Origin of the sequence: Photobacterium sanguinicancri, assembly GCF_024346675.1 — a bacterium.
GTDB lineage: Bacteria > Pseudomonadota > Gammaproteobacteria > Enterobacterales > Vibrionaceae > Photobacterium > Photobacterium sanguinicancri.
The window spans coordinates 1,345,680-1,363,797 of sequence record NZ_AP024851.1; the positions used below are offsets into that span (position 1 = coordinate 1,345,680).

An 18,118-nucleotide genomic window follows, 5' to 3' on the forward strand; every position below is an offset into this window, starting at 1 on the left:
GCTTTAGATAAGGCGCGCTTTAATCACTCAACGTAGAGCGAGTGTTTTCTCTTTACAGCGATGACTGATGCTCACTAATTAGTGCTGCCATTTGTACTTCCGCACGCTGTTTTGCATCTTCGTAGCTCTCATCTTCAAGCATCTGCTCGACAACTTCGTAATAGCACTTCACTTTAGGTTCGGTACCAGATGGACGTACCACCACCCGTGCGCCATTCTCAAGATGATAAATCAACACATCACTGGCTGGTAAATCTATCGACTCTGTAGGCTTCGCAGCAAGAGAGCCAGAGAAGGTGCGTTGGGCAATTTGCAAGTCATCTGTTTGTACAATATCGACGCCAGCAATACGCGATGGTGGCGATGCACGTAAAACACTCCCAATGGCAGGAGAATCGGGTATCAAAGCGATACTGCGCTGTGCATTCAAATAAAAGCCGTGCTGACGGTAAATAGCTTCAAGCTGAGACCAAATCGACTGACCTTTTGCTGTAAGTTCGGCTGTCATTTGGGCAAAAGCAACCAAAGCGGTTAAACCATCTTTGTCCCACACTTTGCTACCCACGGTGTAACCCAAAGCTTCCTCATAAGCGAACAAGAATTGGCTCGTTTCAGTCTGCTTTTGCATCGCAACGTTCGTCAGCCATTTAAACCCAGTCAGAGTTTGAAAGAAATTCGCCTGATGTGCGTGGGCAATTTTTTCAAGCAAACTCGAAGACACTATCGTTGTCCCCACTAGATTCTCACAACTGCCACTCGCCACATTCAGCAAATAATGTCCAAATAAAATACCAACCTGATCCCCTGTTAGCATTTTATACTCGCCATGCAAGTCACGAACAGCAACCGCAAAGCGGTCTGCATCTGGGTCGTTGGCGCACGCTAAGGTCGCATTATGCTTTTTGGCTTCTGCAATGACTAAATCCATAGCCCCTGCTTCTTCAGGGTTGGGAAAATTAACAGTAGGGAAAGTACCATCAGGTTCGCGCTGGGCAGCCACACTATAAACATGTTCAAAACCAACGCGTTTAAGCATAGTTTCTGCCATATCAGCCCCCACACCATGCATGGCGGTGTACGCAATCGAAACGGCTTCTGGTTGGTGGTGATTCTGCAACAGCGGGTTCACTAACTGTGCATCTAAATACGCTTGATAAAAATCATCTTCTAACCACACAAGCAAGCCTTGGTGCTCTGCTTGCTCAAGATCCATCAAGTGCAAAGGTTGGGCTGCGGCTTTATCAATTTCAGCGGCAATGCCTGAATCATGTGGGGCGATAATTTGTGCACCATTCTCCCAGTACACTTTAAAGCCATTGTACTCAGGGGGATTATGGCTTGCCGTTACCACTATACCTGCCGCTGTTCCCAGCTGTTTTACACCAAAAGCCACTAGCGGTGTCGCAGCCACTTTACTTGTTAGGTATACCTTAATGCCCATGGCTGTTAGCGCCGCAGCAGCATCTTGAGCAAATTGTTTCGAATCTAATCGGCCGTCATAACCAATAACGACACCACGATGATCGGCCTCTTCAATTTGCAACAGCAAGTACTGCCCTAAGCCCGTTGCTGTTTCTTGAATCACGAGGCGGTTCATACGATTCGGACCGGCACCAACTACACCACGTAACCCTGCGGTTCCAAATTCAAGGCGTCCCGAAAAACGAGCTTGCAGTTCAGCCTCATTACCTGCGTCGATCAAACCTTTAAGTTCTTGCTGAGTTTTAGGGTCTGGATCTCGAGTAATCCACTGAGAGATGATTGTATTCATGATTAGATTCCTGCGGCTTTGTTTTAACTGAAACTACAGCAAATGATATTTATTCTCATTAAGTTTATTGAAGTAGAATCAATTTTGAGGACGGTATCGATTTCGTCCTATGTTCATTAAGGTGATTTATTGAATGAAGTATAGATATAAGAAAGTGATAACCCTGAATAATAGAGTGTGACCCTGTCGGCATTATGAGAGAAAGAGGCGAAACCACCTCTTATCTCACACACGACCATTAAACCACTATCACTCTGGGATGCAGGCTAGTTTAGCGGAGCAGTTTAGTCTCTTTGGAATGGATAGACCGAGCCTAATTGAAGAATTTGAGTCAACTCATCCAGCGCGGTGCGTGACTCAATCAATAATTGCGGATCGGCTAAGTCTGATTCTTGTAGTTCATCACGATAATGAAAATCAACCCAAGTATTTAAGCGTTCAAATAATTCCTCATTCATCAAGGTAGATGCATTCACTGCTTTTAATTCATCATCATTTAATACAACTCTTAAACGTAAACATGCAGGCCCACCGCCATTAGCCATACTCTGTTTAAGATCGAAGACTTCAACCCTATCTATACCTTGCTGCTGAGCTAACATCGACTCTACATAGGCCCATACGTTTTTATTTTGACGGCATTCATCTGGCAAGACCAATACAGTTTCACCATTTGGCATGCTCAATAACTGAGAGTTAAATAAATAACTATTTACCGCATCATTAATTGATACCGCACTTGTCGGCACTTCAATCACTTTAAAAGATTCGCCCACTTTAGCCGTTAGTTCATCATAAACCCCTTGTTGATCTAAAAAAGCTTGTTGATGGCAAAATAATAAATTTCGATTACCCACCGCAATTACATCGTTATGGAATACGCCTTGATCAATAACCGCTGGGTTTTGTTGTGCCATAACCGTATGAGTTCCATCTAACTGGTGTAACCGAGCAATGGCTTCACAAGCTTCATAGGTATGCCTTGCAGGAAATGTAGTTGGCGCAGGATGACGACTATCAAACGCATGACGGCCATAGACAAAAAATTCGACGCCCTTGTCACCATATTGCTGACAAAAACGGGTATGGTTTGCGGCACCTTCATCACCATAATGCTCAACACTGGGTAACGCGGCATGGTGGGCAAAGTAACGCTCATCAGCAAAGGTCGCCTGTAATATTCGCCCTGTTGTTTCATGTTCTATTGAACGATGGAATTTATTGGTAAGGTTTGCAGGTGTGAAATGTACGCGACCATCAGCAGTATCGGCCGAAGGGGAAACAGTAGAAGCATTTGCCGTCCACATACTGGACGCAGAACAACACGCAGCCAACACTTTAGGCGCTTGCTTCGCAGCTTGGGCAATAACATCACTGTCTGAGCCACTAAAACCAAGTCGGCGTAAGGTGAAAACATCAGGCCGTTCTTGTGGTGCTAATACGCCTTGCACTAATCCCATATCAGCCAAGGCCTTCATTTTGGCAAGCCCTTGTTTGGCTGCTTGTTTAGGTTTTGAAGGCGCAGCTTGGTTTTTAGCTGAAGCGACATTGCCAAAAGATAAACCACTGTAGTTATGCGTTGGGCCCACTAACCCATCAAAATTTGCTTCATACGCTTTCATAAACATTCCATGTTGATAAATCACCCATTAAACATAACAAAGTATTTACATTTTAAGCAAGTGCCGAGCAAACACACACAAAACACCTAAAAAGAAGATACTCATTCTGCTTTGACACATAAAGATTCACCGACACTTTCAGAACAAAACCAAGAAATCAACAAGGAAATAGTACCGCCATCTGTTGCAACTCACTGTTATAGAGAGCGATAGCTCACTTATTCTTTATCAATTAGTGTACTAATCAAGCACGGTAAATTGTCAAAAAAGGCATACGTAGTTTAATACTTATATAACTGTCGAATAAAAATTGAGCGGATATTTTTCTAAAAAAAATGACAAATAAACAGAAAAGCCCTTCGAAAAAGGCAGACAATTCGTTAACAACTGAGCAACTTGATTATATTGATGATCAAAGCGCAGCCTTGTTATTAAACACCCCCAAAAGTGCACGTCGTATGCTGTGGGTGATTGTATTGTTTTTCGTTATTGCTTTCGTATGGGCTTCACAAGCGCAGCTTGATCAGGTCACTGTAGGTAGCGGCAAAGTTATTGCCTCTTCACAACTACAAGTAGTTCAAAACCTTGAGGGAGGCATAGTCAAATCCTTGCTCGTTACCGAAGGCGATGCTGTCGTGAAAGGGCAAGAACTACTAATAATTGATGACACTCAATTTCAGTCTGATTTCAACGAACAGAGTCAATCTCTGGTAGGGACACAAGCCGATAGTGTTCGCCTTAATACCTTGCTCGCCAGTATTCACATTGATAAGTCACAAGCGAAAAAAAATTGGCAAAAAAGCATAGTGATCAAGCAGCAAACTTTGACGTTTCCTAATGAACTAACCCAGAATCAAGTTCGCTTAGTTCAGCGCCAGAAAAATGAGTTTGCCGACCAATTGTCGCAACTCGAAGGCCAACTTGCCGTAGTTGAACAACAGATCAACCAAAAAGCACGCGAACGAATAGAGACCCAATCACGCGTAGGCAGCTTACGTAACAGCTATGGCATTGCCAGCAAAGAATTAGCAATCACCAAACCGCTTGCCGATGAAGGGGTGGTGCCAGAAATAGAACTACTTAAACTGCGACGCCAGCTTAACGATATCCGCCGAGAGCTTAAATCTGCCGAATTACAGCTGCCTATCATCAAAGCTGCAATTCAAGAGGCAATATTAAAACGTATCGACATCGCGCAAAATTTTCGTTCTGATTTGCAGCGTGAGCTCAACGAAATAAGCGATCAACTTGCCAGTTTATCGGCCTCACAGATAGGGCTTCAAGATCGAGTAAACCGAACGACCATTACCTCACCTGTGGCAGGCATCATACAAACACTACATACCAACACGGTTGGTGGTGTCATTCAACCCGGCATGGATGTCATCACCATAGTCCCCACCGACGATAACTTGCTGATTGAAGCGCAAATCGCGCCAAAAGATATTGCCTTCCTGAGACCAAAACTTCGCGCAATGATCAAATTCAGCGCCTATGATTTTACTGTCTTTGGTGGATTAGAAGGCACACTAGAAACTATCAGTGCCGATACCATTAAAGACGATGAAGGCAATAGCTTTTACCAAATCAGGATCCGCACCGCTCAAAATTATTTACTCAGCGGCAGTGGTGAAATCTTGCCTATCATCCCAGGAATGACGGCATCTGCCGACATCATCACAGGGAAGCGCACGGTACTCGATTATTTGTTAAAGCCCGTGATATCCGCTCAACGAAATGCGCTAAGAGAGTGAATATGAAGAGAAATGCTTTTATCGTCACTTTGGCTTGCATGGGGTACAGCCTAATTAACTCCCCAAGTGTATTAGGGCAATCGTTAGAACAAGCTATTGCCCAAACACTCGCCAGTAACCCAGATATACGCCATGCTTATCATGAGTTTATGATCCGCAACGAGCAAATACGTGCTTCGCAAGGTGATTACTTGCCAGATGTTAACCTTGACGCAGGCGCTGGGTACGAAAACTACAATAACGAAAGAGGCAGCAAAGGGGACTTTCAACCCCGTGAAGTACGATTAAGCGTCCAGCAATTATTATGGGATGGTGCCATTACCTACAACGATATCACACGGAATAAATCTGAAACTGAAGCGCAACGCTATCAACTGCTTGCTGACGCGCAAGATAATGCACTGCGCACCACACTAGCCTACTTAGATGTCCTACAAGCTCAAGAAGTCTTGTCGCTTTCACAGGCCAATTTCGATGTCCACCAGCGCATTTATAGCGACATTAAAAAGCGCGCCGATTCAGGCATAGGTTCAACCGCTGATTTAGCACAAGTTGAAGGGCGTTTAGCACGCTCAAACACCAATTTAATTTCGGCGCAAAGTAACTTAAATGACCAAATTACCGAATTTGTCCGTATTGTTGGTCAGTACCCTACCGCACTTGAAAAGCCAGAAGTCGACATCAATTTCATTGCAACATCACTTGACGATGCAATGGCTAAAGCCAAGGAAAACAATCCAATCGTCAAAGTCGCGCTCAATGACATTGATGCCGCGCATTCCCAATATGATCAAGCAACTGGGACTTTCTACCCAACCTTCTATGTCGAAGCGTCACAGCAATGGGGCGAAGAATTGGATGGCGTACCAGGCAGTAATGATGAATTTAAGGCCATGCTCAGAATGCGCTATAACTTGTACAACGGTGGGAGCGATCAGGCCAAAAGCCGCCGTGCTGCGTATCAAGTAAACCAGTCTAAAGACGTGCGCGATAGAGCATTACGTCAACTCGAAGAAGGAACCCGTCTCGCATGGAGTGCTATGGCTCTCGCCAATGATCAGACCGAATTTTTACAGCGCCATGTCGATGCATCTGCCCGTACCGTCATTGCTTATGAAAAACAATTTAAGATCAGTAAACGCACCCTACTTGATGTGCTAAACACCGAAAATGAGCTGTTCGAAGCGCGTAAAGCCTATCTGGATGCTCATTACAATGGCATTTATTCTAAATACCGCTTACTCAATGCCACGGGGTTATTATTGTCTGAATTACGCGTTGATGTACCTGAACAGTGGCTCACTTCTGTTAAGTAATACAAGGAGGTATTACGATGAGATATCTACTTTTTCCGTTCCTACTACTGCTCGCAGCGTGTGCAACCTCAGTGCCCAATGACATGCCGCTGGCGGAACAATCAAAAGATTTACGTGACGACGACGACGATGGCGTCATCAATGCTCGCGACAAATGTGCTAACACACCGCACACTGCGATTGTCGATAATGATGGTTGCCCTACCTACGTCGCGAATCCAGAGGAAGGACGAATTCATATCTTATTTGCTAATGACTCCACCCAAATCACAACAGAGTACCAAAGCCAAATCAGCGAAATGAGCCAATTTCTTAAAATGCACCCGTCCACCTATATCGAGCTAAAAGGCTATGCGAGCCCAGTAGGCAGCAGCGACTACAATGTCGGGTTATCACAGCGTCGCGCTCAAGCTGTTAAGCAATCTCTGCTTGGTGCTGGTATTACGCAAAACCGCATCATGACAGTCGGATTCGGTGATACAGAGCCCGTTAGTGCTGAAAGCCAAGAAGTCACCAATACATTGAGCCGCAGAGTCACTGCGCAAGTCAAAACCGCTTTCAATAAGGTTGTTGAAGAATGGACTATCTTTACTCTTCGCCAAAATTAGATTTCATCAACAGCGCTCACAATGGCTAGTTTTTTCAATGTTTTATGCTATTCGTTAATAGTATGCGCGTTGTTAACGCAGCACTTGGTCGCCAGTGATGAAAGACGCGAGCCGTTAACAGCCATTAATCGACAAAATATTGATTTAATCCGCCAGTTTTACGGTGAGAGAGCAGGAAAACGTGCGACAGCGTGGCGACAGCTTTTGCACCAATTAACGAACACGCACAATGAAACTCGGACGGATAAAACATCGATTTCTGAGTCTACTCGGCTAGAAGGCATCAACCGATTTTTTAACCAGTTACAGTTTATTGATGACGATAAACTATGGGGTGAGACAGACTACTGGGCCACCCCGAATGAGTTTATTGGTGCTGGTGGTGGTGATTGTGAAGACTTCAGTATCGCTAAGTATTTTTCGTTGCTGTCACTGGGTATCGATGACGAAAAGTTACGATTAGTGTACGTGAAAGCCCTGACGCTGAATCAGTTTCACATGGTTGTCGCTTACTACCCGCACCCCGCAGCGGTACCGCTCTTGTTAGACAACCTTGATGGTGAGATTAAACCGGCAACAGAGCGCGTAGATTTGCTGCCGATATACAGCTTTAACGGTAGCCAGCTGTGGCTCATGAAACAAAAAGGGCAAGGTCAACTAGCTGGCGATGCCGCTAAGCTCAGTGCATGGAACGATGTGCGTCTCCGCAATACCGAACAAGAATTGCGCCGCCCAGCTATCAACTTGGATGAGTAACGACCATGACTTTATACCGACAACTGCTTAGTGGAATGCTGTTACTGCTAATCGTCCTGATCTTTGGCGTATTCGTGGTGCAGTTCCAAACCACCAAAGACTTTTTACAGCTGCAACAAGAAAATGAACTCGACAACACCATTAACTCTGTCGGTATGGCACTCACCCCCTACCTTGATAAAAAAGACATGGTCGCGACAGAGTCACTTATCAATGCGACATTTGACGGTGGCTTTTATCAAACAGTGACACTGTCACTCATTGATAGTGATCACACCATCGAGCGTCAATATCCCAGTCAAATCCAAGGCGTACCACAACTCTTTACCTACCTCATTAATTTAGAGCCTCTCAGCGAAAGCCGCGTTCTGACTAGCGGCTGGATGCAAGTCGCCAAACTCACAGTGACGACCAACCCAACTTTTGCTTATCTCAAACTGTGGCAAGCCAGTGTGCAACTCTTTCTTGGGTTTATCGCCACCAGCTTATTGGGAGTCGTCATGGTTTCTGTATTTCTTCGCCGCGTGCTCACACCACTAACAGCGATTCAGAACAGTGCCAAAGCCATGTCTAATAATGAATTTAAGCAGCCCTTGCTGGTACCCGAGATCCGCGAATTAAAAGATGTGGTTACAGCATTTAACCACATGAGCCTACAACTTAAATCGCACATAGATCATCAAGCGCAAGAAGCCGATAAGCTCAGGGTGCGGGCATATCAAGATCCCGTGTCTGGCCTAGCCAATCGCCACTATTTAATCACCAAATTAGATACGATAATTACGCACAAAACCTTTGGTGGGGTCATTTTATTACGAGCTGATTTCATTGCCGATAGCTATGAAAAAGAAGGCTATGAAGCAGGTGATAAACTAACCGTGAAACTGGCTCACAGCCTACAAGATTTAGCCAACGATGAAATCACAATAGCTCGACTCAACCATGCTGAATTTATGTTGCTTGTCCCTCATTGCAGCAGTGGTGAATTAACGCTGCTTGGTCGCGCTGTATTGCAAAAGTCAGCCGCCCTACAAAGCGATCCACTGAATATTGCACCCTTACATGCTGCTGTTGGGCTGGTTATTGCCAGTGATAGCGATACCAGTGGTAGTCTACTGGCGCAAGCTGATAATGCAGTTAACCAAGCACGCCAACAAGCGACTGAACACTTATTCCTCATCGACAGCATGGATCAAACACTGCGGCTGGGTAAGCAACAATGGAAGCGCCTTGTCGATAATGCGATCAGCCACGATCAACTCTCACTGACCTTTCAACCCGCAACAGATGAAAACAATAAGGTGCTTCACCAAGAAGCGTTCAGTACCATTTACGACGGACAAAAAAGTTATAGTGCAGGTCAATTCCTTGGCGCGATCGAGCAGCTCAACGCAGGGCCTGAATTTGATCGTTACGTGATCGCCAAGATCACCGCCATGCTGGTCGATAATCCAGATCTTGACCCAATCGCCGTCAATATTACTCAGAGCAGTATCAGTGATGCGGGCTTCATGCGCTGGCTAGGGACACTATTAAAAACCAACCCTCAGTATCGCGGCCGCCTACTATTTGAATTACCTGAGATCAGCTTTTTAAATCAACTCGATAACATCGAACTTTTGTGTGACATCATTCATCGTAACGGCTTTCAGTTCGGTATTGATAACTACGGCCATAACTTTAGCTCGGTCAGCTACCTTAATCGTTTTAAACCCGCTTATGTCAAACTCGACTTTGCCTATACACAGCACATCGATGATGCCTTAAAAGCCGATGTTTTATCTTCTATCACCCGTAATGCACAAGCATTAGGGATCATCGCTATTGCATCACGCATTGAAACCCAAGACCAACGAGAAAAGCTATCTGCGTTAATGATCAATGGCTTCCAAGGCTATGTCACCCAACAGCCTGAGCAAGAGGATTAGCAATGAAAGATCCTCTGCTTCATAGCCTAACCTACCTTTGCCGCTATTACGGTCAAGGCAATTCACCTGATGCCTTAATCGCAGGTTTACCGCTCAACGATGGCTGGCTTAGCCCCCATTTATTGCCACGAGCCGCTGAACAAGGCGGGCTTCACGCCAAGCTAAACCAAGTGTCACTGGACGCTCTCTCGCCCTTATTATTACCCGTGATCTTAGTGCTTAACCACAATGATGCCTGTGTCTTACTCAGCATTAACACTGATACCCAAGAAGCCGATATTGTTCACCCACATCTGCAGCTTGAACCACAAACCGTCTCGCTTGATTCACTGAGCACCAATTACAGTGGTCAGCTTTTCCTGATCAAAAAACAGTTTCGCTACGATGAGCGCTCACCTGAGTTATTAAAAACACGTAAAGGGCATTGGTTTTGGAGTACTTTATGGGAATCGAGATCCATCTACCGTGACGTATTAATAGCTTCGATATTGATAAACATTTTTGCTATCGCAACTCCCCTTTTTACGCGTTTGGTTTACGACAAAGTTGTACCTAATTTAGCATTCGATTCACTTTGGGTACTGGCCAGTGGCATGGCAATCATCTTCATCTTCGATCTTGTTTTGAAACTCATGCGCAGCTTCTTTATCGACATCGCAGGTAAGAAGTCGGACTTATTGCTGTCCGCTAAAATTTTTAGCAAGGTGCTCGGTATCAAAATGGAAGCTCGCCCCCCCTCAGTGGGGGCCTTTGCTCGCCATCTACAAGAATTTGAATCCATCAGAGAGTTCTTCACTTCAGCCACGGTTTCAACCTTGATCGACCTCCCCTTTGCACTCCTTTTTCTACTAGTGATTGCCCTAGTCGCAGGGCCTCTCGCTTATGTACCTCTGGCGGCGGTCATTCTATTAGCGCTATACAGCTGGCTCATCCAAAAACCACTCAAAGAGAGCATCGAAGAAGGTTCTCGCTTAGCTTCGCAAAAACACGCCAATTTAATTGAAAGCCTGCATGGCTTAGAAACCGTTAAATTATTTGGCGCACAGCATCAGTTTCAATACCGCTGGGAAGAAGCGGTCGCACACTTGGCAAATTGGGGTATTAAGTCTCGTCGGCTTACCGATTCGGTCCAAAACAGTGCTGGGTTCTTACAACAGTTTGTCTCGGTGGCCATGATCGTTTTTGGGGTCTACCTGATTGCTGCAGGACAATTAACCATGGGCGGATTAATTGCCGCGACGATGTTAAGTAGCCGTGCTGTCGGCCCTTTAGTACAGCTGTCATTACTCTCGACTCGTTATAACCAAGCCAAATCAGCCATGACCATTTTAGAGCAGTTAATGGCAATGCCTTCGGAACAAGATAATGATAAACGCTACATCCACCGCCCTGTATTACAAGGTAAAATCGCCTTTGATAATGTCAGTTTTGCTTACCCCAATAACAGTGCGACAGAGGAAACTAAAACGGCACAACCCGCATTGCGTAACGTGAGTTTCACTATAAACCCCGGGGAAAAAGTGGCAATAATCGGTCGGATTGGATCAGGAAAAACCACCATCGAACGTTTAATTATGGGGCTGTATCAAGCGCAAGAAGGTTCTGTACTTATAGACGATACTGACATAAACCAACTCCATCATATTGATGTCAGAAAAAACATCGGCTGCGTCCCCCAAGAAAACTTACTGTTTTTCGGCTCGATTCGCGACAACATCACCTTAGGTCGACCACTTGCAAGTGACAGTGATATTTTGCGTGCAGCGCAGCGTGCGGGGGTGACCCAGTTTAGTCAGAACGACAGTGCTGGGCTGGAAAAACAAGTGGGTGAAGGCGGTAATGCGTTATCAGGTGGACAACGCCAAGCCATTACCATCGCTCGCGCCTTGTTAGGCGAACCACCTGTGCTATTGATGGATGAACCCACCAGCAGCATGGATAACCGCTCCGAAAGTGGCATCAAAGCACAACTCGCTAACCTTCAAGATCACGAGACACTCATTTTAATCACCCATAAAACCAGCATGCTTGATGTGGTCGATCGCATTATTATTTTAGAGCAAGGACAATTAATCGCAGATGGTGAGAAAAAACAAGTACTAAAGCAACTCAAAGAGGGACTGGCCTTTACTGCAGGCTCCCACACTATGAACGCCACCAATATAAAGACTCGCCCAGCAAAGAAAGCGTAATAATGGAAACTTATATTTCTTGATATAAATAAAATGCATTTATTCTTGCGCTTGTTAATTATGTTTTTATAACACTATAAAATACGTTATAAGACTATAATTTTCATATACATTTATAATTACCACTTGAATGGAATCATCCTTATATACACATTCAAACGGATGCAAATAGAAATTAACACACTTGTCATTAGTAGCATTAAAATGTATCGTTTATTAACTTTAACGAAAAGAAAATCCAAATAGGATTAATTATTATTTTGGCAGGTCAATACTAACCATATATAAATATTTTATAAACACTATGACTAATATGTAACTTAACTCTAAATATACTTAGTGCGTGATAATCATGCTTTATAAAATCTAATAAAATAATATGGAAATTAAATAAATTAATACAGGGTTATAAATGACAAATTATCTCAAAAAGCTTACCGTTATAGTTAGCTTAACATGCACACTTCTATTGTTTGGGTGTAATTCAGGAAGCTCTAGTGATGGACCGTCATCAGAACCATCATTAACGAGTATTCAGATAGCACCAACTAACACGATTGTTAAAGGCATTTCAGCGCTCAGCTTTCATAAAGGCACAACAATGAAATTCGTAGCTATCGGATATTATTCTGATGGCACCAATCAAAATATAGACTCTAGTGTCGATTGGAATGTTAACAATCTATATACTGCTTACAATGTAGGTTCTGGCTACCTGAACGGCTTAAATAAGGGTTCATTTAAAGTTTCAGCGTCATTAAAGGGCATCACAAGCAATACGTTAGACGTTGCCGTGAGTGAAGCTGCGGTGACGGACGTGCATGTCACACCACTTATTGCCACATTCCCCAAAGGTACCCGTGAGCATTTAACAGCTACGGCCTCATACAGTGACGAGACCTCGCAAGATGTTACCTCTTCAGTGACATGGAACTCGTATGACACTAATGTCGCAACCATTTCGAAAGATGGTGTACTAAGTGCGGTTAGCCCAGGATACGCAGATATCACTGCTACGATTGAAGGTATCGAAAGTCGTTCAATCTTGGCACATGTCACAAGCGCCGAAGCCAAAAGTATCACTTTAAATTCAAACTCTGAAACTATTATTAGTGGTCAAACTATAGCATTAAAAGTCACAGCGCATTTTGGTGACGGTTCAACACGAGATATTAGCCAAGCGATTACTTGGATATCTCAAGATGACACCATAGTGAAAAATACAGAGCAGTTATTACTTAAAGGATTAAAACCCGGTAATACGAGCGTAGAAGCAAAATGGGGCACCTTACTAAGTAAACCGGTTAATATTACAGTCAGTGGTGCCATTTTAACAGATATTGAAATCTCACCGCCTTATATTGCAAGACTCATCAAAGGGAATAATGCTCAACTTAAGGCTACGGGTACCTATAGCGACGGGAAAAAATATGACATTACCCAGCTCGTACAATGGAGTATGAGTGATGCCAATAATAAGGGAATACCTCTCGTTGTTTGGGTTGATAATCAGGATAAGGTCCATGGTGCCAAAGAAGGTAATACCGAAGTGAGCGCTATACTTGGTGGTGTTACAAGCGCAAAAGCGGTGCCAATTACAGTAACACGGGCTGTAATTACTGATCTGACAATCGCTCATGCACCAATAAAAATGAAAGCTGATCAAGAAAAACAACTGTTATTAAAATCAGTAGCAACGTACAGTGATAACTCAACGGGTTATGCTGATTATATTAATTATAGATCTTCTAACCCTGAGATTCTAAGCCTCTCATTTTTAAATGATCATACAATTTTAACTGCTCATCAAGCAGGTACTGCAACCATTATCGCAACCAGCGTACAAGACCATGTAAACAGCGATCCTTTAAAAGTAACAGTATCTAATTAGTTTAGAGCACGGTAATCATTCTAACTAATGCATATCCAAGTCCGAATTTATCTCATAAATTCGGACTATAATTTTAATCATATCTCTATGCCAGACAGTGAATTCAGACCGTAAACGAGTGCATTCACGACTGTTTTGCTACCCTCCCGATCCCGCTATTGCTATAATTCTCCGCTCACTTTTTCAGGGTCAAACAATGAACAAATACGCGCTGCTAGAACAGATAATTACACAGCTGACTATCACTCACCAAACAGCATTGGATGCAGCTAAACGCGCCCATGAAACGGCGACTAATGAAGAAAATGCCCCTGAGAATGAATACGATACGCTATCGCTAGAAGCGGCATACCTTGCCCATGGGCAATCACAACGTGTTGCTGAATGTGCTGCAGACATTCAAGCCTTTAAAGCACTTGATCATAGCAATCCACGTACCTTACAACAGGTGATTTTAGGAAGTTTGGTCGAACTCGTTGACGAAAACGATCATACTAAATGGGTTTTCTTTGGTCCCGGCGCTGGTGGTTTAAAGTTACAGATGAGCACCTCTAGCGAGAATATTGAAATCACTGTTGTGACTCCAAGTTCACCGTTAGGACAAGAGCTACTTAACCGAAAAGTTGATGATGAGGTCGAATTAGTGATTGGTGGTAAAAAGACATTTTTCGATATTATCGCTTTATACTAAACAAAACCTCTTACATTGCTCTAACACACCCCACTTCCAGCAAGGCCGCTGAAACCAGCCACCTTGCTGCCTGTTTTGATGAACGCCTCGCTAATCCACCAGCAATGACACTTCGGTTTCAATATCAAACAAATGACAATGCGACATATCAAAATGCAGCGGTTTGATATCACCGTGCTGAATGGCTTGGTCAGCTTGGTAAGACACGCGGGCGATGAGTTGGTCATCCCCCACACTAAAATACAAATACACTTCATTTCCCATCGACTCAACCACATTAATAAGTGACATTTCGATGTCTTGCAGTGTTGGCGTTGGCGGCTCAAGATCAACCATACTGATGTGCTCAGGACGCAAACCAAACCACACTTCTTGTCCTACTTTATTTGCCACTTGGCGTGCTTTTTCTACAGGTAATAAGAATCGAGATCCGCTGTTAGTCACAACGAAATACTGTCCATCTTCAAACACTACCATCGCTTTAATTAAGTTCATCGCTGGTGAGCCTATAAAGCCAGCGACAAACTTATTAGCTGGACGCTGATACAAGTTCATCGGTGTGTCAACTTGCATGATCTGCCCTTGATTCAGTACGCAAATGCGATCGCCCAATGTCATGGCTTCAACCTGATCGTGCGTCACGTAAATCATGGTCGCATTTTGCCCTTCGTCTTTCAGCTCATTATGTAATTGAGCAATACTGACACGGGTCGACACTCGTAACTTGGCATCCAAATTAGACAAAGGTTCATCAAACAAGAACACATCAGGTTTGCGCACCATAGCACGGCCCAGCGCCACACGCTGACGCTGTCCACCCGACATCTCGCCAGGTTTAGACGCTAATAAGTGGCTAATTTCTAATGTTTCTGCAGCATCACGAATGCGACGATCTATCTTATGCTGATCCAACTTTTGCTGACGTAGCCCAAACGCCATGTTTTCGTACACACTCATGTGTGGATACAAGGCATAGTTTTGGAACACCATAGAAATACCACGATCTTTCGGCGGTAAATCATTCACCCGTTTGTCACCAATATAGATATCGCCACCCGACACCTCTTCCAAGCCCGCTATCATGCGTAACGTGGTTGACTTGGCGCAGCCAGACGGACCAACAAAGACCATGAACTCACCTTCTTTGATAGTCAAATCCACACCTTGTACCGCTTTAAATCCGTTGGGATACACTTTTTCTACTTGTCGAAGTACTACTTCAGCCATTGCTTTATCTCGCTAAACATTCAGGTTCAAAATCAGCCACTGAGGCCAAGATGAAGTCGGCGTGAGGGGCTAGTTCATCCTGCGTTGCAGTGCCGGTCAATACACCGACTTTCCCTGCGCCCGCATTCAAGCCAAACGCCATATCAGAAACGGTGTCACCAAACATCACCACTTGAGCAGGCGTTAAATCGCAACGTTCACAAAAGCCTTGCAACAATGCAGGGGCAGGCTTAGGGGCTATATCGCCATCTGAATAACCGAGGTAATCAAACAAATCAATCAACCCTGCTTTCTCTAAGCTATAAATCGTTGAGTCTTTGGTATCTGCCGTTGCTATGCCGAGTCTAAAACCTTTTTGTTTCAGTTTAATGAGGGTGTCTTTAACCCCTGGCAATGGTTGAATCAAAGATGGATTATCTTCAACCTGTTGATTGAAAAGCGCTTTAACTTGAGCGGTAAAAACTGCCAACTCACAGCTTGGTGTAAGCATTTTAAACCAAGCCTCCGCTGTATCTTCGACAGGGTTTGCGGCCAATAAACCATGGTTATCCACATATTCGCCGTGGATCCCAATCGCTTCTAATAGGTGATCTTCCGTCAGTAAATGCCTCTGCATTTCAGTGCAGTAACGGTGCGAAAGTGCAGTAACAACGCCTTGAGACACCTTCAGCCACATTTGATGAAACTCTAATAAGGTGCCATCTTTATCAAACAATAAGCCTTTAATATCCATTACTTTACGGTCCATTTATTTTGAATCATGTTTTTAGGGGTGATGTTTTTAGGAGTCATGTTTTTAGGGGTTATGCTTTTTTGAATTCTATTTTTTTAAATTCTGGATATTCAATGTGTCTACCAACTCACCCCATGTTGCTAAGGTCGGGTTTGAAAACTGAGGGAAAGAAGGATTGAAAACAGGGTTAATTAAACCAATAAATTCCCTATCATTTTGCTGTCGGCCCGCACGGCGGATATCAAGGCGAAGCCAAGCATGATCTGTCATATCAAGACTAAACTCAGTAACACCATCACAATGGGCTTTCAGTGGGTAACTACCAACGACCTTGCCATCCGCGATTAGCTCAACGAAATAGTCATGGAACTCATCCTCAACCGACAAGCGGTATGTCACTATAGGGCTAGTAATGGCTTGACCGGGTAGCATGTCTCCCTGATTGATCTCAAACGCCAATCCACAGCCTCGTTCAACATAGACTTGCCCTGCACGAAGCCCTGCCAGAATACTTTCTCCGCTTAGGCCATGCGCATACACATAGGTCGTTGGATCACCATATAACGAAGGCTCGTGTGCTTGGGGATTACGTTCGTGCGGTGCTAAATGTGCGTCGCTCCCCCCCACTCCCGCAATCCGATGACCAGCATTCCACATGGCGCTTAACACGGTTAACGCTTCTTCCGTCGCTTGGGGAGAAGTTGCCCATGTAGGGTCACAGCAGACTTCAAGGGTATTCACCTTTGCCAGCTCCATGTCGTTATAGTGCCAATGCCACGGCTTCATCATGGGGTGATTAATGCTTATTGAACCTTGTGCTCCGCCCGCTTTTTGCTCATCATCCATTAAGCTAAGCCCTTGCTGGATCAAGGCTGCACTTGAATAATCAGCATCACGCATATCAAGACCGCGCTTAGGCCCATGCACATTGAAATGGCCTTTATCTGTCGTGACTTCTACGGCGGGTAACATCAGCACTTCGTCAAGATCAGGTAGCTGTGGATGGCAGATGTTATGTTCAGTCAAAAAGAAGAAATCGAGCCCTTGCTGCTTAATGATCTCCGTCGCAGCAGCAAGGCTATTATGACCATCAGATAAACAGGTATGGGCATGCAAGTCCCCGCTATACCAAGCCGACTCCATTCGTTTCACCTTGCTGTAATCAAACGCAATGATATTGTCCGCCGTTAACGAGGGTGTTAACGATTCTAGCCCCATCAAATCATTCGGCTCAGGTTGCGGCTCGAAAGCTCCTTCACATTCCACTTCGCACTCTACTTCGCATTCGACTTCACACCGGTACTGCATGGCTTTAGGCGTTCTTTCTTCACCTTCTAGATTATAAATATGGAGTTGCCATTCACCTGCTGGCAGCTCACCGACAATACCACCGAGTGACGCCTTGTGCGTTGTGAGTGTTAAATGCTTTGGCGCTTTTTGCCATAACTGACAGCCGCGTAAACGCTGGTTCGCATCAAACAAATACGCGTACATAAAGCCTTTTTTGACTGTTGTACCCGATAAGGTCATCGCTTGAGTATTCTCAGGCACATCAATCACTAACTTTCGGTGACCAAAGGTTAGTTCACCATTCAATTTCAACATCTTGTTTCTCAATCTCACTCGTAC

The 18,118-nt window shown here is 44.4% G+C and carries 13 protein-coding genes; 8 read left to right on the forward strand and 5 right to left on the reverse strand.

Annotated elements, in window-relative coordinates; genetic code table 11:
- Positions 1-52: 52 nt before the first annotated feature.
- Together OCU87_RS23015 and astB are read right to left on the reverse strand one after the other, a co-directional pair.
- Positions 53-1,771, reverse strand: a complete 1,719-nt coding sequence (locus OCU87_RS23015; protein ID WP_261858619.1) for a phospho-sugar mutase — start codon at positions 1,769-1,771, stop codon at positions 53-55.
- 284 nt (positions 1,772-2,055) lie between these two features.
- Positions 2,056-3,393 carry an N-succinylarginine dihydrolase gene (gene astB / locus OCU87_RS23020; protein ID WP_261858620.1) on the reverse strand — a complete coding sequence of 446 codons (1,338 nt, stop codon included), beginning with the start codon at positions 3,391-3,393 and terminating at the stop codon, positions 2,056-2,058.
- 335 nt (positions 3,394-3,728) lie between these two features.
- On the opposite strand from astB, the gene OCU87_RS23025 reads away from it, so the two are divergent.
- The 8 genes from OCU87_RS23025 to OCU87_RS23060 all read left to right on the forward strand — a co-directional run bounded on the left by OCU87_RS23025 (position 3,729) and on the right by OCU87_RS23060 (position 14,529).
- Complete coding sequence (locus OCU87_RS23025; RefSeq protein ID WP_261858621.1) at positions 3,729-5,147, forward strand: HlyD family type I secretion periplasmic adaptor subunit; 1,419 nt, start codon at positions 3,729-3,731, stop codon at positions 5,145-5,147.
- Between the two features lie 2 nt (positions 5,148-5,149).
- Complete coding sequence (locus OCU87_RS23030; RefSeq protein ID WP_390961019.1) at positions 5,150-6,463, forward strand: TolC family outer membrane protein; 1,314 nt, start codon at positions 5,150-5,152, stop codon at positions 6,461-6,463.
- A gap of 17 nt (positions 6,464-6,480) precedes the next feature.
- Entirely contained in the window at positions 6,481-7,071 is a 591-nt protein-coding gene (locus OCU87_RS23035; protein WP_261858622.1) for an OmpA family protein, read from the forward strand.
- A gap of 69 nt (positions 7,072-7,140) precedes the next feature.
- A complete protein-coding gene (locus tag OCU87_RS23040) occupies positions 7,141-7,827 on the forward strand; it encodes a transglutaminase-like cysteine peptidase (protein WP_261858623.1) in 687 nt (228 codons plus the stop codon).
- Positions 7,828-7,832: 5 nt separating this feature from the next.
- Complete coding sequence (locus OCU87_RS23045; RefSeq protein ID WP_261858624.1) at positions 7,833-9,755, forward strand: EAL domain-containing protein; 1,923 nt, start codon at positions 7,833-7,835, stop codon at positions 9,753-9,755.
- 2 nt (positions 9,756-9,757) lie between these two features.
- The gene (locus OCU87_RS23050; protein WP_261858625.1) at positions 9,758-11,947 is read left to right on the forward strand and encodes a type I secretion system permease/ATPase; all 2,190 of its coding nucleotides are present in this window, start codon (positions 9,758-9,760) and stop codon (positions 11,945-11,947) included.
- Between the two features lie 412 nt (positions 11,948-12,359).
- Entirely contained in the window at positions 12,360-13,838 is a 1,479-nt protein-coding gene (locus OCU87_RS23055; RefSeq protein WP_261858626.1) for an Ig-like domain-containing protein, read from the forward strand.
- Positions 13,839-14,034: 196 nt separating this feature from the next.
- Positions 14,035-14,529, forward strand: a complete 495-nt coding sequence (locus OCU87_RS23060; RefSeq protein WP_062692476.1) for a transcription elongation factor — start codon at positions 14,035-14,037, stop codon at positions 14,527-14,529.
- 90 nt (positions 14,530-14,619) lie between these two features.
- Here the strand turns inward: OCU87_RS23060 and OCU87_RS23065 are convergent, their stop codons facing one another.
- From OCU87_RS23065 to OCU87_RS23075, 3 genes are all read right to left on the reverse strand, one after another.
- Entirely contained in the window at positions 14,620-15,756 is a 1,137-nt protein-coding gene (locus OCU87_RS23065; protein ID WP_062692474.1) for an ABC transporter ATP-binding protein, read from the reverse strand.
- A gap of 4 nt (positions 15,757-15,760) precedes the next feature.
- Complete coding sequence (locus OCU87_RS23070; RefSeq protein WP_261858627.1) at positions 15,761-16,504, reverse strand: HAD family hydrolase; 744 nt, start codon at positions 16,502-16,504, stop codon at positions 15,761-15,763.
- A 72-nt stretch (positions 16,505-16,576) separates the two neighbouring features.
- Positions 16,577-18,094 (reverse strand): CehA/McbA family metallohydrolase, encoded by a 1,518-nt coding sequence (locus OCU87_RS23075; RefSeq protein WP_261858628.1) that lies wholly within the window; start codon positions 18,092-18,094, stop codon positions 16,577-16,579.
- Positions 18,095-18,118: the final 24 nt, after the last annotated feature.

Coding starts and splice junctions, on each gene's coding strand:
- OCU87_RS23065 (WP_062692474.1), bottom strand. CDS start 15,756: ATGGCTGAAGTAGTACTTCGACAAGTAGAAAAAGTGTATCCCAACGGA.
- OCU87_RS23075 (WP_261858628.1), bottom strand. CDS start 18,094: ATGTTGAAATTGAATGGTGAACTAACCTTTGGTCACCGAAAGTTAGTG.
- OCU87_RS23030 (WP_390961019.1), top strand. CDS start 5,150: ATGAAGAGAAATGCTTTTATCGTCACTTTGGCTTGCATGGGGTACAGC.
- OCU87_RS23045 (WP_261858624.1), top strand. CDS start 7,833: ATGACTTTATACCGACAACTGCTTAGTGGAATGCTGTTACTGCTAATC.
- OCU87_RS23025 (WP_261858621.1), top strand. CDS start 3,729: ATGACAAATAAACAGAAAAGCCCTTCGAAAAAGGCAGACAATTCGTTA.
- OCU87_RS23070 (WP_261858627.1), bottom strand. CDS start 16,504: ATGGACCGTAAAGTAATGGATATTAAAGGCTTATTGTTTGATAAAGAT.
- astB (WP_261858620.1), bottom strand. CDS start 3,393: ATGAAAGCGTATGAAGCAAATTTTGATGGGTTAGTGGGCCCAACGCAT.
- OCU87_RS23050 (WP_261858625.1), top strand. CDS start 9,758: ATGAAAGATCCTCTGCTTCATAGCCTAACCTACCTTTGCCGCTATTAC.
- OCU87_RS23055 (WP_261858626.1), top strand. CDS start 12,360: ATGACAAATTATCTCAAAAAGCTTACCGTTATAGTTAGCTTAACATGC.
- OCU87_RS23015 (WP_261858619.1), bottom strand. CDS start 1,771: ATGAATACAATCATCTCTCAGTGGATTACTCGAGATCCAGACCCTAAA.
- OCU87_RS23060 (WP_062692476.1), top strand. CDS start 14,035: ATGAACAAATACGCGCTGCTAGAACAGATAATTACACAGCTGACTATC.
- OCU87_RS23035 (WP_261858622.1), top strand. CDS start 6,481: ATGAGATATCTACTTTTTCCGTTCCTACTACTGCTCGCAGCGTGTGCA.